Genomic DNA, 16,690 nt, shown 5'->3' on the forward strand with positions numbered 1-16,690 from the left:
CGACGATGTCTTGCGGGTTGGCAACAAAGCTGTAGCTGCGCGTTTGTGCCGGGTCGAACAGGTTCAACGCTTTGATCTCGCCAGCTTTGCCGTCTACCGGCACGCCGAGCGATTCGGTCCAGCCCGGGCAATTGATCCACGCCGCGCCTTGCACCAGACCGCCGCTGAACAGCCAGCCATCGTTCAATTGCAGCAAGGCGCCGCCGGCCAAGCCAGCCGGACCGGCTACGCGTACTGGGTCTTCGCCGTTCTGGTAGTTCAGGCCGAACACTTCACCGGCCGCGCCAACGCCAATTCTGAAGGCGCAAGTTTGCGCATCGGGTGGATCGACCGTTACGCCCGACGAGGCCGCGAACAAGCCCGGGCCTTGTTTGACCAGACGGCTGATTGGCGTGTCGAGGTTTTCTTCGTGGATGGTTTGCAGGCCGTTCTGCTCATCCAGATTCAGGCGCGCCACGCCGCCGAGGCCGCTGGCCACGTACAGGCGTTTGCGCCAGGTGTTCTGTTCCCATTCCAGGGTCGGGCTGACACGCAGCGAGTCGAAGCCAACTTTGAAATCCTGCGCGGCCTGACGGTCGAGAATCTCTTGTTCTTCTTCGGTCGGCTCGGTGGCGTTAAGGCCGTCCAGACGCTTGGCGATAACCATGGCTTGAGATTTCAGGCTCAGGCGCGTGGCGTCGCTTGGCAGTGACGGCGAGCCGCCGACCAGCACCGGCTTGCTAGCGTCCTGCACCGAGAACGAGGCGGCGCGGTACAGCTCCGGCAACCAGCCACCGGCCGCCAGGTTCTGCCTGCCGTAACCGTTGACCATATAGCCGCCGTTAGTGATGGCCACGCCAGTTTGCTGGTCGATCCACACATCGCTCGGGAAGATCAGCGACGGGTGCAATTCCGACTGCTTGCGCAGGCCGTAACCGAAGCCGCGAATGCCGCTGAGGCTGGCTTGATTGCCGTACCGGTCTTCGCCTAGCACATCCACTTTGCCCGGCGCGCCGCGCGGGGAAGTCACGCGCATGCGGTTGCTGGCGAGAACTTCGATGCGGCCGACCGGCAGCCCGCCGAAGCGCACTTTCAGGCCGTCCATGACGGTATTGCCCGGTTCGAAACCATCACCGCTGAGGGTCACCGTGGTGTCGCCAGACACAGGCCCCCACAACGGCACCAGGGCGTCGAAGCGAATCGGCGCGTCCACCAGCAAGGCGCCTTCGAGCACCGCTTGTTGCCACAGGCCGTCGCGTTGTACTTGCAGGGTCAGGTTGTACTGGCCGGCGCTCGGCAGGGCCGGCACGCTGACTTTGAGAATGGCCGGCGCGCTGGCGTTATCGCGCGTCACGCTTTCGATACTTAGGGCGCGGTCGCCGGCATACAGGCGAACCTGGGCAAGGTTGGCCGGCAAGCCAAGGGCGCTCACGGTAATCAGGCTGACGGTGTCGCGCGCCATGCGGCGCGGCGTTACCGCTTCAATCGACAAGGCATCGTTGCGCGCACCACGGAAGGTCAACGCCACGCGCTGTTCCTGGGCCAGACGTTGCAGCACCACGGTGTCGGTGGCGCTGACCGGTTTCACCGAGGCGATACCCGCTTTGGCCACCAGGGTCAGGCGCTCACCCGCTGGCAGCCGGTCGGCGGTGCTCTGCGCCAGCAGCAGCTTGGCGTCGTTGTTGCTGATGGTCACGCTCACCGGCAACGCCTGGCCCTGGCCGTCGAGCAGTTGCAGCAGGGCGTTGTTGGCCGGGTGCAGATCAATGGCTTTGTTGAAGCGGGCGATCACTTGCACGCTGCCGTCTACCTGACGGTCGAGAATGCTGTTGGCCGGATCGACGCCGATCAGTTTCAGCAGCACGTCCGGCACCACTTGCAGCACGCTGCCCTGGGCATCGACGCCGCCGGAATGGGCGGAGTAATCGCCGGCCACCACACTTTCCACGCTGCCGCTTGCAGCCATGCTGCGGCCGGCCACTGGCTTGAGCGGATTGGTCACGTCGACCATTAGCACGCCTTTATCGCCGCGTGCCACGTAGAGGGTGTTGCCGTTGAAGTCGAGGTCGTAGACGTAGCCGATGTCGTTGATACGCGCCACCACAGTCGGCGCGCTCGGGTCGAGCAGATCGACCACCGCCACGCCGCTGGCACCGGCGGCCACGTATGCGTAGCGGCCTTGCAGTGACACGCGGGTACCCGGCAAGTCCAGCGCGCCGAGGCGCTGCAGGCCCTGGCTGGCGTTCTGGCGGTACACCTGGAAGCCGCCGCTGCCGATGGCTTCTTTGCTCAGCAGACGGTTGCTGCGGTAGTCGAAGCTGCCGCCCACGGCGACCACCAGACCGGCCGCGCCGGCATCGGCGTTTTGCGTGGCCACATCGAGCATCGGCAAGGCGGGTGCTGCCGGCAGGCTCTGCACCAGGTAGGTTTTGTTCGGCAGGAACGAGTCAACAATGCCCAGGCCTTCAGCGCCCATGGCGAGCAGTACGCGGGCGTTGCGAACGCGCAGGCCGCGCACTTCGGTACCGGGCAATTCCAGGCTGCCGATGAGGGTGGTTTTCGCCGGGTCGAGTTCATCAAAGGCCACGGTGAACAGGCGCGCGGCATCTGGCGTGCCGGTGCTGCCCAGGCGCACGGCCGTGACATAAACGCGGTCGCTGCCCTTCTCGAAGAACGGCTCTACGCCGACCGCGATAAAGCCAGCCGGCAAGCTGATGCGCGAAACGATGCGGTCATCCGACTTGTCGCCATTGCGGTCGATCAGGCGCAGCAGGTCGTCCGGGTTCAGCGGCTTTGTCGGGTCGGCGGTGTAGTTGCCGGCGTTGAGGTCGTACACCAGCACGCCGTTGTCGCCCTGGGCCGAGAACAACAGGCTGCCGGACGGGTCGAGCGCCATGTCGTAGACGCGGCCTTTGTCGCGAATCTGCGACTGCGGCGGCTGCTGGTAGGTGAAGGCCTGGGTCAACGTGCCCTGCTGGCCGTTGTTCAACTGCACGCGTACGTCGACGGTGCCAATCGGCCCGGCCGGGGCCACCACTTCCAGGGTTTCGGCATCCAGCACTTTGTACTGGGTGGCCGGAATATCGCCGAAGTGCACGGTCATGGCGCCGGTTTCACTGCGGAAACCCTGGCCTTTGATCTGCACGCGGGTGCCGCCGTTGAGCGAGCCCAGCGCCGGGGTCAGGCTGCGCAGCAGCAACGGTTCAACGAACTGCACGGCGCCGACTTTCGAGGCCTTGCTGCCGTTGCCGCTGACCACTTCGCAGCTGGCGGCGCCCGGCAGACTGGCCGGTGCCTGTACGCGATAACGGGCGGTGCCGTTGGGCAAGGTTTCGCTCAGGGAGCCCGTGGCGGCCTGGCCGGACACGCTGAATTGCACCTGGCCGCTGGCACCACGCAGCACCACGTCCAGGTCCCCGCCGCCCACATCGAGCATGCCGGGGGCGGTGCTGACGATGGCCACCTGCGCACCGCTGCCGTTACCGGCGCGGAACTGAATGCTGTGTTCCAGCAGGCCACGGCTGCGGCGGCTGGCCAGGTCACCCTTAAGTACCAGGTGATAACTGTGGTTGGCTTGCAGCGCCTGCGCCGGCTGCACGGTGAGCGTGCGGCCATCGCTGCTGCGTTGCAGGGTGAACGGCAGTTCGCTGGCTGGCTGGTTGTTTTGCGCGTCGTGTTGCAGCACCAGGTATTGGCGCAACTGCGCGTCGTCCATGGCCGTCAGCGGACGGGTAAACCGCAGCGTCAGCGAGCTGTCCAGTGGCACGCCGTCGGTCTGGTCGGCTGGCGTCGAGCTCACCAGTTCCAACGTCAGCAAGTCCACCAGGTTCAGGTGCGAGCGGGTTTCTTCATCGGTGTAAATGGTGAACGCTGCGATGCCCTGATCGGTGAGCACCATCGGGTTGCTGCGGTACGGTTTGAGCAGCAGCCCGGTGCTCGGCTGCTTGATGCAGAACGGCAGGCTAAGGGCGTCGAGCAGGTTGATGTTGTCGGCGCGGCTGAAGTCATAGAAACCGAGGTAGCCGATTTCGCCTTTTATGCAATCGCTGCGGTCGCTGGCCGCCTGGGTCAGGTTCAGCGCGGCGCTAGCGTGAGCGCGAATGCCACGGCTTTCGCCCGGTACGCTGAAACCGCCAGACAGATAGCGACCTTTCTCGCGGATAAACGCCGGACGGCTGGCGTCGTACAGGCTCAAGCCATTGCCGGTGACGAACTGACTGCCGTCGGCGGTCAGGCCGCTGAAGCCGGCGACGCGGTTGTCGCCCAGCTGCGGCAACGACGGTTTGCTCAGGTCAAAAAGCACGCGGCTGGCACCGTTGACCACGTGCAGGGTGTCGCCGATAACGCTGATGTCGGTGACGTTGTTCAAGCTCTGGCTGCGGCCATCGACCGTGGCGCTGGTCAGGCGACGGACCACGCTGGGGCGCAGCGGATCGGCGACGCTGACAATCACCACGCCTTCGGTGCCGGCGTTGATGGCGAGCAAGCCCTGATGCGCCACCACTTTTTCGGCCACGGTATTGGTCGGCAACGGCAGGCTGTAAAGCACGCCACGGTCTTTGCCTGGCGGCTGTTCGGTGAGCACGTCCGGGTCGCGGATTTCGCGGTCGAACACCAGCAGCACACTGCGGCTTTCGTATTCGGTGTCCAGGTACGGGAAGGTGTAACCGCGAGCGGCGACGTACAGGTGCTTGTCGGCCAGGGCCATGGCGCTCGGTTGCAGATCCTGCGGCAGGTTGTAGTAACCCAAACCATGACGCGGCGCGGCCTCGGCGACTTTCGCCGGGTCGTATTTGACCAGGCTGATCCAGCCCGGCGCGTAATAGTGTTCCAGCTGTTCGAGGTTCAGCAGCGCGCTGGGCGATGGCCCTTTCAGTTCGCCACGGCCGAGCACATACAGCATGTGCAGGTCGCTGTCGGCGGCCAGGTCGACGATGTTGCCCGGCGGCAGTTTCAGCGGGTCGGGCACATAGTCGGTGAGGTCGCCGTTGGCGAGGGTGGCGAGGCGCCTGTCGATTTCCGCCATGGTCATCGGCGGCTCGGCTTCGAGGCTTCGGTCCAGTTGCAGGCGACCGTAGAACAAGGCGTTGCGCTGCACGTAGCGCCGGCCCAGGTCGTCGGCCAGTTCGATGTCGATAAAGCCGCGATAGCCGCCGTCTTTCTCGTCACGCAGGTCCGGCGCCAGCAGGCTCATGCGCTCAGCGCTGTAGAGGCGCAAGTCGTCAGAACCCACTTTGAATGTTTTCGCCGTACCCGGCTCACCGCTCTTATACGCGGTGAGGGTCATGCCAGCGTGGAAGCCTTTACCGACCAGTTCGACGCGGTCGTTTTTTCCGGACTGCGCCACACGCACCACGGCTGGCGTGAGGTGGGAAATGCTCAGCTCATCGACGAACACGAAACCGCCAAGCACGGTGTCGCTCAAGCCGGCGTCGGTGGTCACGGTGACGGAGGCCGGGCCCGGATAGTTGGGCACGGTTTTGGCGTAGAGGGTGACGATGCCGGTGTCCGCATCGGCGACGCGGCTTTCCACCACCAGCGGCTCGCCACCCACCGACAGGCGCGGTTGCTCGCCGAAATTCGTGCCGCGCACCACCACTTGGGTGCCGCCGCGCACATCGCCGACGTTCACACAGCCATGGCGCTCGGCGCTTTCGCGGGTGCAAATGCTGATGATGTCGGGGTACAGCGCATCGGCCGACGCGGTGCTGAAGCTGAACACGTAATCGGAGGCCAGCGCCTGGCCGGTCACTGGTTTCAGGCCTTGCTTGAGGCGCACGTAATAACGCTGACGCGGCAACAGGTTCTGGCCGTCTTTGCGCACCAGCTGAATGCGGCGCTTGGTGGTGTCGGTGCCGCGCGGCGCGACCGACAAATCAAACTGGGCGGTCACGTCACGGCCAATCTGCGCATCGCCTTCGAGCACTTGCACGTAGTCGCCGAGCACGGTGTCGCCCGGCAGCACGGCCGACAACTCAATGAGAATTTGCGGCAGCTGGGTGCTGATATCGGTTTCGCCCACTTGCGGGCTGTGTTGCAGCACGGTCAAGGCCGGCAGGTCGATGCGGCCGATACCGCCTTTGCCGGCCGCCACCTGAATAGCGCCACGGGCCAGGGTCACGCCACGGACGGCGAAATTATCCACCGTGGCGTTGCGCTGCACCATCACCGGCACGCTGGCGTCCAGGCCGTTTTGGCCGACGCGGGCGAGGTCGAGAATCTGCACCAGGCTTTGCGACGGTTTGTCTTCCTGGTCGGAGAGCAATTGGGTGACGTACGCCAGGTTGCCGGACACATGCACATCGTAAAGGCCATCGGCGGCCTGGTCCGGGCGGTGCGGGGCGATTTCCACCACCTGCGCCACGCGCGGCTGGTCCGGCTCGCTGATGTCGATACGGCTCAGGCGCGCGCTGTCGCCGCTGCCGGCCATGTCGGTGACGTAAAGCTGATTGCCGACCAGATTGAGGCGGTTGGCAATGCCCAAGGTGTCGACCTTGGCCACGATCGGCATGGCCGGCGTGCTCAGGTCCGCGACCACCACGCCCTCTTCCGAGGCGGCGATATAGGCGTAATGGCCGCGCACTTTGACGTCGCGGGCGAAGCCGTTCGGTTTGATGTAACCCACGTGATACGGCGCGGTCATGTTGGTGACGTCGATCACCTGCACGCCGCCGTTGCCGTTGGCCACCAGCGCCAGGTTGCCGCTGCGGGTCAGGCCGTACACGTCCGGATAGGGCATGTCGACGCGACCGAGCAACAAGTACGGCAGACCAAATTGGCCGTCGCCATTCTTCTGGCCGAACAGCAACAGTTCGCCGGCATTGTTATCAAGATACAGGGCGCCGGTGCCTTCGCTCGGGGTGTCGCCGCCGTGCCAGTCTTTCTTGATTTCGCTGGTCAGTTGATCGACGAACTCGCAGGCGTCGCCGCCATCCCGGCAGCTGCCGCCGGCCATGCCGGACTTGCTTGCCAGCACAATGTTTTCATCGCTGACCAACTCACCAATGCTGCCGCTGAAGATTTCCGCCGCGCCGTTGAGCAGCGGCGAATAGGCGAAGAAATCACCGGAGCCGTTGCTCTGCGCTTCGTCTACCGCATCGAGAATAAAGATATCGGTGCGCGCCGGGGCATTGCCGGCCAGCGCCTGGGTTTTGCTCAGCAGGCCAAGGCCTTGCTCGATGCGCAGCGGGTCGACGGTGGACCACGCGGCGATCATGGCGCCGGCGCGGTCCAGCGCGCGGTATTGGTCCACGGCGCTGTAATGCACCTGTTTGGCGGCCGCCTGCTCGCCCGCTTGCGGCGCCACGTAACGGCGCTCGCTGAGCGGCCAGCCCATCTCGTGATAGGTGTCCTGGGTAACGGTGTGGTTGGGCGTTACCACTTTGGTCAGTACGTGCAGACGCTCGTTACGCAGGCCCGTGCGGCGCAACACGTCGCCCTGGCTGAAGTCGGCCCAGTAGATGAAGTAGTGCTTGTCCGGGTCGCTGACCGGCGTGGTATCGCCCGCGCCACGGTTGTCGTCGCGGAACAGTTTCAGCGGGTACTGATCGGCCACTTTCCATTCGCCGGCTTCGGTCTGGTACTCGCGGGTCCAGAGCATGTTGACGTCGGTAATGGCACCGCCCATGTCTTCGACCGACACCACCGCGCGCAGGCTTTCGCCCATGGTCAGCACGTCTTTATTGATAGGCGTGAGCACGGCCAGACGCGGCACCACGGTGTCTTCGAGCTTACCGACGCGCACCACTTGCGACTCGCCAGCCTGGCCGAGCACGTCATAGGCGATGGCCTGCACGGTGAAGCCGTTAACCCCGGCTGGCGCTGCGATCAGGGCGCGGTACACGTGGTCCTGGGCGTGGCTGCCAACCTGCTGGCCGTAGCTCTGCTCGGTGCTGGTGACCGGCACACCGTTGATATAGAAGGTGACGTGGTCGATGCCTTCAGGACCGAGGTCGTCAAAGGCTTCGACGAACACTTCGACGTCGTCACCGTCGATGACCACGGCGTTGTCGTTGTCCGGTTTGACGATGCGCGCGGTCGGCGCCTTGTCGGCTTTGATTTTGATGCTGCCGGGCAGGTCGACAAAGCTCGACTCATAGCCGTCGAGGTCGCGGGCCTTGGCGCGCAGGCGCAGCACCTGGTCGACGCGCCCGGTCGGCACCTTGAACTGGAACTGGTACGGCGCGGCAGAATCTTCGCCCAGCGCCTGGTACTTCGGCTCGGCGCCGACCGGGCCGATGGCGTAATACAGGGCGGCGGCGTCTACGCCCACTTCGGCGTCGCTGGCTTGCACCTGCACGACGATGCCACGGCCTTCAGTCAGCTCGGCGACCTCGCCCATGGCGAAGCCGCGTGCGTCCAGCAGCTTGATCGCGTTCACTTCCGGCGCCTGGTTGCGCAGCAAGTTAACGCCGATGGTTTCCTTGGCTTCGTTGCCGCTCGGGTCGCGGGCGGTGATGCGCAACTGCAGCGGCAGGCTTTCTGGCAGGTTGTCGGTGCGGCCCAGGTAATCGGCGATGCTGCCCAGCGGCAGGCTGCCCATATACGGCGCGCTGAGCAGCAGGCGGTCGACCACGCGCTCGCTGTCGGCAAATTGGCCGTCGGCATTGCGGTCGGCATACAGGCCCAGGCTGATAGAGCCGACACGCACGTTGTCGGTCACTTCCAGCTGATACGGCAGGTTGCGTTTTTCGGCGACGCTGGCGCCGGTGGCCAGCGGCAGTTTCACCGTCAGTTGCGGCGCTTTGTCGTCTTTGACCACGCGCACTCTCACCGGCTGCGGCGTCGACACGCTGCGGCCTTTGCCATCGGCGCGACGCTCAATGGTGCTGGCGGTCAGGTTGAGATCGGTGCCGGCCTGGCCGTAGGGCACTTCAACCAGGAATTCGTACGGGAACACCATGTCGGTGAGGCTGCGGTCGCCGCCTTTGTAGCCGCCGAGGTTGAGCACCACGCGGTCAACGCCCACGTCATCGACGGCGTTGACTTCTACCAGCAGCAACTGGCCTTCGGTGGTTTCGCTGTTGTCTTTCGGCGTACCGATGGCCACGCTCGGCAACTGGTCGCGGATGATTTCCACGTCCAGACTTTCTTCGGCGCGGTGCGCGTCGAGGTCGTTATGGGCCACGCCATAGGTGTCGACCGCTTCGATGCTCAGGTGAATGCGGTTGGCTGCCGGATTGGCGGTGTCGAACGCCGGCACCGGCACCATGAAGTTGTAGGGCGAGGTGCGCAGGCGCTGGATATACGGAGTTTGGCCGTTGCCATAGGTGGCAACCAGATTCACGTATTCAATGCCCACGTCATCGAAGGCTTTTACGTTGACGTACAGCGGATTGCCTTCCACCACTTTGGCGCCCGGCACTGGCTCGGCCACATCCAGGGTCGGACGCTCATCCGGGCGCACCGGATAACCAATTTCCCACGCCTGGCTGTTGGCGACGTCGAAGGCCTCGACGCGCACCAGCACATCTACCCGCTTGACGTCGGCGGTGGACAAACCGAAGCCCTGCAAAATCGTGAACAGGCGTTCTACGTGCAGCAGCTGGTTGTATTCGGGGGTGTCGATATTCAGCGTGGTGACCGGCTCGTAGTCATCGGCCGGAATGCCGTCAACGCTGCGCACCAAGGTGAACGGCAGCTTCAAGTAGGTGCCGTCGTTTTTCAATACGCCGTAGGAGCGCGACAGGGTCAGGCGGTTGACCTTGACGTTATCGTAGGCCTGGAAGGCCACGGTGAAATCGCTGTCTTCCGGCGCGCCAAAGCCGACCGTTGGGCGCTTGATAAGCGCTTCGGGTTTGATGGCGTCGGCCATCACTTTTATCTGGCGGTCGAACAGGCCAACGGCGCCGTCCGAATCTTCGATCTGCGCGGTGAGCTTCAGCGTTTCGTTGTGGCGGATGAGCCCTTGCGGCACTTCCAACACAAAGGTGCGTTGCAGTGCGTACGGGCTGTTACGGCGGCCGTAGTCATCGGCAATGCTGGCGTCGTAGTTGGTTTGCAGGCTGTCGTGAATGGCGGCAAAGGCGGCATCGACCACCAACTCACCACCGGCGGCGACGTTGCTGGCGGTAGACAGCACGGGCAGCGGCACGCCATTGGCGAACACTTTCAGGCGCGAGTCGGTGAGCAGACGGTCATCGGCGGCCACCAAGCCAACGCGAATGCGGAAGGTGCCGGCGACAATTTCCTGGTCTTCGGCCGGTGCGGTAATGCGCACTTCGGGCACAACGTTGGTCAGCGGGTGAACGAGGAAGGTACGTTCGCTGAGGTTGCCGTAGGTGTCGGTCAACTCCAGGCGGTATTCGGTAGGTTCGGTCTGGTCGAACAGCACTTCGGTTTTGTCGTCGGCACTCAGCGGCGGCGCCACCGGGCAATTGACCTGGAAGCCACGCTCATACACCACGGCCGCCACGCTGCCGTCGCGCTTCAGGCGCAGGATGCGGTAGCTGGCCAGCCCGGCGTCATCGCGCAAGGTGGTGTCGAGGCGGAAGCGCTCGTTAATGCGTACCCAGAACTCGCCGTAGTTGATGCGCGCCGGGTCGGTCAGGGCTTTTTCGTAATGACCGTTGACCCAATAGGTGTTGAAGCCGGTGAAGCTCAGCTGCGGTTTTTCGTTGGCTTGCAGCGGGTAGACCAGGCTGTGCTCGCTGCTGCGGCCGCTGAAGTCTTCGGCGATCAGGGTCAGCTCCAGCTCACCGCTGCTGAAATTCTTCGGCACGCTGTACGGCACTTGCCAGGTGGTCTGGCCATAGCTGACGCCCAGGTCGTGCACGGTGCGGCTGCGGTTCTCCAGCAGGCGCAGGCTTTTCAGCGCGAGGCTGTCGTCGCTGAAGCCCAACTTGAGATCCAACTGCTGCATGGGAATGGCCACGCTGCCGGCCACCGGACTGATCAGACGGGCCGTCGGCGCTTGCTCGTCGACAATCAGCGCCTGTTGCAGCAACGCGCTCAGGGTTTGTTCGCCGCGTTCGTGGGAGAGGCGGTCGGCGGCGTGGCCCAATAGGGTGACGCTGGTGCCTTGGGCTTCCACCGGAATCGGCATCAATGCGGCGAAGTTCGCCTCGGCATCGTTTTGCGAACCGCTGCGTGCCAGTTGCAGGAAGGCGGTTTGCGCGGCGGCATCGGTGCCGTCTTGCAGCAACAGCGTTAGGGCAAAACGGCCCGGAACGCGCGTGCCGCTGGCCATGGCGACGTCGGCGGCGGCCGATTCCTGGGCAATAAATTGCAGCTCACGAATAAACGTCGGCGCGCCGCCGCGTGGGCGCAGCACCAGGCGAGTGGTGTCGTCGGTGACCAGAGCTTTCAGGTCGAGCAGGCCATTGACTGCCTGCACTTCGCGGCTGGCTGGGCGCACCTGGCAGAGGTTGCGCGAGAAGGTTTCGGCTTCCCACAGGCTCGTTTGCGTGCCGATTTTCAGGCTGCGCGGCGCGTTGGATTCTTCGCCGCCCTGAGCAATAAGGCGGCCATTGGCGATGGTAAGAAACGGCTTCTCGTTGTACAGCAGCGCGCCCTGCCAACTGCCCGCCTCGGGATAGGCAAAGGCAATTTGCGCGAGGTTTTCATCGCGCTCGTTACGCAGCGTAAGGCCCTTGGCGGCGCGGCTGCCGGTGAGCTCACGCAAGGAGCTGATAAGGAGCAGGTGGCGAATGGCATTCTTGTCTACGTCGTCGCTGACGTTGAGGCTGCCCCGCAGCGGCTGGCCGCGCTCTTGTTGGGTCGATGGCGAGCTGTCACGCCACGCCAGTTTCGGCGGCTGGTCGGCTTGAATCAGCAGACGGCGGGTTTGCACGCTGGCGTTGCCGAGCAGATCGGTGGCGGTGACGGTCAGCGTCAGCGCAATCGGTTCGGCTTGCGGGCGGTAGCGCTGGATGTCGATCAGGGTTTGCTGACCGGCGACCGGCACGTTGACGTCGGTGTCGCTCAGGCCACTGGCCTTGGCCAGCACTTCGTTACGGCCCTCGTCGTCGAGCAGACGCACTTCATAGGAGGCAACGGCGGTGTCGTCTTTGAGGCTGACTTGCAGGCCTGGTTTCCTGCCGGTCGAACAGGCGCTCGGCGGGTTCCTGAATATTGATCAGCGGGCCGGCTTCGTCGGCCAGCACCTTCACGATTGATCGGCGGCGAGCGGGTTTCGTTTACGCCACGGTCGCGGGCACGCAGCACCAGGTGCAGCACTTTGCCGGCGTAGCGGCGGCTGAGCTCCGGGGTCAGGCGCAGACGCGATTCGAAGTCGGCGTAGAAGCGCTGGCCTACCAGCACCGCGCCCAGCGTGCCGGGGTTGGGCACTTTGACGGTTTCGACGCGGTCCATGCGGCTGAACAAGGTCCAGGCCACGGCGTGTTCTTCTTTGCTGATCGGGTCGATAAACACCGCGTCGATGGCGTCGACGTATTGGTTGTCGCCGGCACTGCCTTGCAGCTCGAAGCTGGCGCCTGGTTGCAGGCTGAACTCGCCGGCCGGCTTGTTCAGTTGCAGGGTCGGCGCTTCGGTGTCGTCGATGATGTCCAGCTCGAACGACGCTTCGGTCACCTGCCCAGCGCTGTCGGTGGCCCGGGCGCCCATCTGCGTGTCGGCGCCGGCTTTGTTCGGCACGCGCAAGGCCGCGCCGATGTAGCCGCCCGCGCCTTTTTCAAGCTCAGCGCCGGTCACGGTTTTCAGCACCTGGGTTTGCCCACCCTGGCGCTGGAAGAATTCCAACTTGGCGACTTTGCGGTCGTCGGTGGCCAGTACCTGGGCGGTGAAGGCCTCGCCCTCATACAGCCGCGCACCCGGCGCCGGCGCTCGCACGCTGACGACCGGGGCAAATCTTGCTCAGCGGGAAGCGCCACAGCGTAGGTGCCGCTTCGTTGTTGTACTGGTCTTTACCTTGCAGCTCGATCACCAACTCTTCGCCGTCGCTCGGCACGGTAAGCTCGAACTGATCGTCAACGCTGGCGGCTTGTTGCTCGGCGGTAAGGGTGCGGCTGTGCAGCACCGTGCTGCCACTGAGGGCACGCAGGCTGACCAGCTTGGTGTCATCGACGCCCCGCAGTTTCACCGTCACCTTGTTGCCGGCATACAGCGGCGCGCCCTGGATGGGCGAGGTCACGGCCAGGCGCGGGCCGAGGGTGTCGGCAAGGATATTCACGGCCAGCTCTTTGCTGTCGCCGGTCTGGCCGCCGTCGTCCACGGCGGCCACTTTCAGGCGCAGCTGACGCGGCTGATTGCCGAGGCTCAATGGCTTGAGGTCGATGCTCAGGCGGTTGACAGTTTCCGGGCCGGGCGCGAGGCCGCCGGCTTGGTCGACGCGTTTTTGCCACAGCGGCGCGCTGCCGTTTTCGGCCCACAGACTGGCTTCGAGGGCATGCACGGCGCGGTCGTCGCGGGCCACCACATCGACATTCAGGGTGTCCTGGCTGTAAATGCTGCCTTGGGTTGGGCTGAGCGCACGCACTTCCGGTTTGTTGTCGTCGCCAACGCCGATCAGCACTTGCAGTTCGCTGTCGTTGCCGGTGCCGTCAGTGGCCACGGCGCGAATCGGGTAGCGGTCGTAGCGCACGCCATCAAGGTGCTTGAACGCAGGCGCCGCGACCACTTTGATGCTGGAGTACGCCTTCAGCGCGCCCGGAATCTGCTGCACGGTGAGGTCGCCATCAACGCTGCTAAGGCGGTCGTTGAGGTTGCCGGTGAGGTAGTAACCGACGCCGGCCTGCTTGGCCACGCCGAACAATTCCAGACGCTCGACGCCGACGTTGTCATAGCCGGTGAGCTTGAGCACGAAGGTGCTGTTTTCTACCACGGGCGCCAGATCCTGACCGGCGTCGCTGACGCTGATGGCCGGCGAGGCCAAGTTGAGCACCGGGTCTTCTTCGTCTTTGCCGAGGGTGACGTTCACCGCCGGGCTGCGCGCGGTCTGGTTGGCGGAGTCGGTGGCCACCACATGCAGCACCAGCGGCGTTTCGCTCTCAACACCCGGCGGCGCCTGGTACACCATGCTGTACGGGGCGCGCAAGTCGCTACCGACCAGCTTGTCGTTCACATAGAAATCGACCTGGCGCAGGCCCAGGTCGTCGGTGGCATTGGCGCGAAATTCCACCGGCTGGCCGGAAACCAAATGAGCGCCTTCCACCGGGTAACTCATGGCGACTGTCGGCGCCTGATCGCCTTTGACTGGAATCAGCAGCGGCTCGGACTGGTTACTTTGTTGGTGCAGGTCAACCGCTTGCGCGCGCAACTCCAGGGTACGGCCGAGCCAGTCGGCCTTGATCGGCAACTGGAAGGTGTGTGTGGTGCTGCGCAGGCCAAAGGCGTTGCCGTCGTAGTTATCGACCACGTGACGATAGGAGCCGACCTCCTCGCCGTTCACCAGCAGGAACATGTCGGTGCCGCCGTCGAGCGTGTCGTCGCTGGCTTCCACGGTGACCGACAAGGTCTGGCCGACGGTAGCAATGCTCCCGGCTGCTGGTTGAGTGATGCGGGCGATGGGGCGCTGGTTTTCCAGCACGCGAATCAGGCGCGCCGGCGCATCGGTGACGCCGCCGTTGGAGGCGTGTACGCGGGCCGACAAACCGAGGCTGGTTTCACGCACGGAAATTTCCGGCACTTGCAGGGTTACCTGCCAGATTTCGAACAGCTGCTTGGTATTCGGATCGCTTTCCAGCGGCCGCTGCTCGAACGCCGGGAATGAGGTTTCGCCGACCTTCCGGCCATCGAAGAAGTATTCCACCAGGCTTATGCCGCTCTGGTATTCCACGTCCGGCAGAATGCCAAGGTTTACCGCGATTACGGCGCGCAGCGGACTGTTCTCGATGACGCGCTGGGCGTCGACCGGGTTTTCAAAGAGGAACGCCGGCACCTGCGGATTGCTTTTTAGCGACCACTTTCACCGGGCGTTCAGGCGTGCTGGTGCTTTTGCCGGTGGCGTCGAAGGCCACCGCGCGCAGGCGCAGGGTGCGGCCCTCCAGCTCCTGCTCAACCGGCAGGCTGAGGGCAAACGGCGGCGGAAGTCGGCGACCGACCAGGGCATCGTCGAGCCAGAATTCCACGCTTTTCACGCCGACGTCATCGCTGGCGGCAGCGCTGAGCTCCAGCACCGAGCCCACGGCGATGGTGGCCTCGGGCTGCAGCTCGACCGTTGGCGCGGCGTCTTCGGCGGCAACCGGCAGGTCGACACCGATTAGCGGGTAGCGCTGCAGATTGGCATGCAAGGTCAGCGGGCTGGTGGTCGGGATTTGCGCACGCGCCAGCAGCTGGCTTTGTTCGTTGCGCTCCAGCACGCCTTCGCTGCCGGTGGGCAATTTCAGCTCAACGGCCAGGCTGTCTGCCAGCGGTGCTTCACTGCCGTCGTCAAACACGGCAATCAGCGCCGGCAGGCTTTGGAAACCGTTCAAACGCGGCAGCACCAGCGGCTGACCGGCGGCTTGGCCTTCGTAGCGCAGGGCGGTGAGCTGGCGGCTGAAGTCGACGATCACCGGCAAGCTGATCTCAGCCAGCCCCGGGTAGCTCACATAAACAGAAACCGCCTGGCCGGCGGTTTCTTGCAGGGGATACACAACCCCCTCAGCGCTGACCCAGACTTTGTCCGGGTCGCCGGAGCGGTAACTGATGCCGCTACCGAGCCCGGCCAGTGGCGTGACGCCGCGGAATTCGAAGTCCACTTCCGGCACCAAGCGCGCCGATTGCAGGGCATCGCTGAACAGCAAACGGTCAGGGTGTACGGCGATGGAGCGGGCGGCTTCGTCGACGTTGTCGCCGATAAAGCGGATGTCGGAATAACTGTTTTGGTTGCCGGAGGCATCCACCGCCACGGCCTGCACCATCACCAGGGCGTTGCGCGCCACTTCATCGGCCGACAACCGCTGGTCGAGGCGTTGACGCAGCGTGTAGGAGCTCTGTCCGTCCGTGCGTGGGAACACCCGTGCGCCCTGGGGCATACGCAGAAACGCGGTGGCCTCCGCACGGCTGACCACGCCGCCCGCCGCGCGCAAATCGGAGGCGCGCAGGCCCGTGAGGGTGAAGCTGACGTAACTGAGGTCGATGTCGTCGGCGGCATCGAAACTGGCGACCAGAAATTGATCGTCGCCGCTGGATTCAATGGCCAATTGCGTCAGCTCCAGGCTCGGCGCTACGCGCTCTTGCTGGAAGCTTTCGCTGTAATCCTGCGTGGTGCCGTCGGCGAACTTGAGCTTAACGGCCGGTTGCAGTGCGCTGGCGCTGTCGATGCGGAAGGTGAAGGCGCAGCTGTTCGGGGCATCGCTTTCGCGAGCCGCGTCGATCGGCAACAGGCGTTGGGAGGTGACGACAATGGAGACTTCGGCGAGCTGCCGACAATCGGTAACGGCCAGCACATAGTCGCTGGCGCTCCCCGACGAACCGAGGGCGGTGGCGCTACGAATATCGACTTCTACCGAGGCAAACGCGTCCGGCGTTGCCAGCGCAAAAAGCGCGACAAGCAATCGGCGAAACCCGTAGAAGCGGCATCCGTGCAGCATATTCGTCGATAAGTTCCATTTAATTTGTGCATCTAGCACAAGGCTGTTGATAGACTCAGCCTTTACGATGGCGAGATGCTATACAGGCGCTTTGGGTATTTCAAGCCCGATACAAATACCTAAATCGCATAGCCAGAGAAAATGTGAACCAGCGCATGGAAAATAGCGAAGCGACCAACGGAGTTATCCGCTGTCTTTGCACGTAAACATTGTGCCGATAGTATTGCCGCGCCATTACA

4 protein-coding genes (1 of these 4 cut by a window edge) are annotated in these 16,690 nt (G+C 64.1%); all 4 read right to left on the reverse strand.

Annotated features, from left to right (window positions below):
• Tightly spaced (each overlapping or abutting the next), the 4 genes in view from ACZZZP_RS23110 to ACZZZP_RS23125 form a layout consistent with a single transcriptional unit that may run on beyond the window.
• Positions 1-11,959, reverse strand: the 5' end (the start) of a protein-coding gene (locus tag ACZZZP_RS23110; protein WP_463536872.1) for an IPT/TIG domain-containing protein. 26,306 nt of this gene lie to the left of the window's left edge; only the first 11,959 of its 38,265 coding nucleotides appear in the window; it begins with the start codon at positions 11,957-11,959; the stop codon falls past the left edge of the window.
• Entirely contained in the window at positions 11,902-12,768 is an 867-nt protein-coding gene (locus ACZZZP_RS23115; protein ID WP_463536873.1) for a hypothetical protein, read from the reverse strand. The genes ACZZZP_RS23110 and ACZZZP_RS23115 overlap by 58 nt, the downstream gene beginning before the upstream one ends.
• Entirely contained in the window at positions 12,734-14,815 is a 2,082-nt protein-coding gene (locus tag ACZZZP_RS23120) for an Ig-like domain-containing protein (RefSeq protein WP_463536874.1), read from the reverse strand. The genes ACZZZP_RS23115 and ACZZZP_RS23120 overlap by 35 nt, the downstream gene beginning before the upstream one ends.
• Positions 14,796-16,415 (reverse strand): Ig-like domain-containing protein, encoded by a 1,620-nt coding sequence (locus ACZZZP_RS23125; protein WP_463536875.1) that lies wholly within the window; start codon positions 16,413-16,415, stop codon positions 14,796-14,798. The genes ACZZZP_RS23120 and ACZZZP_RS23125 overlap by 20 nt, the downstream gene beginning before the upstream one ends.
• Positions 16,416-16,690 lie beyond the last annotated feature (275 nt).

It is taken from the genome of Pseudomonas sp. AC211, assembly GCF_979258055.1.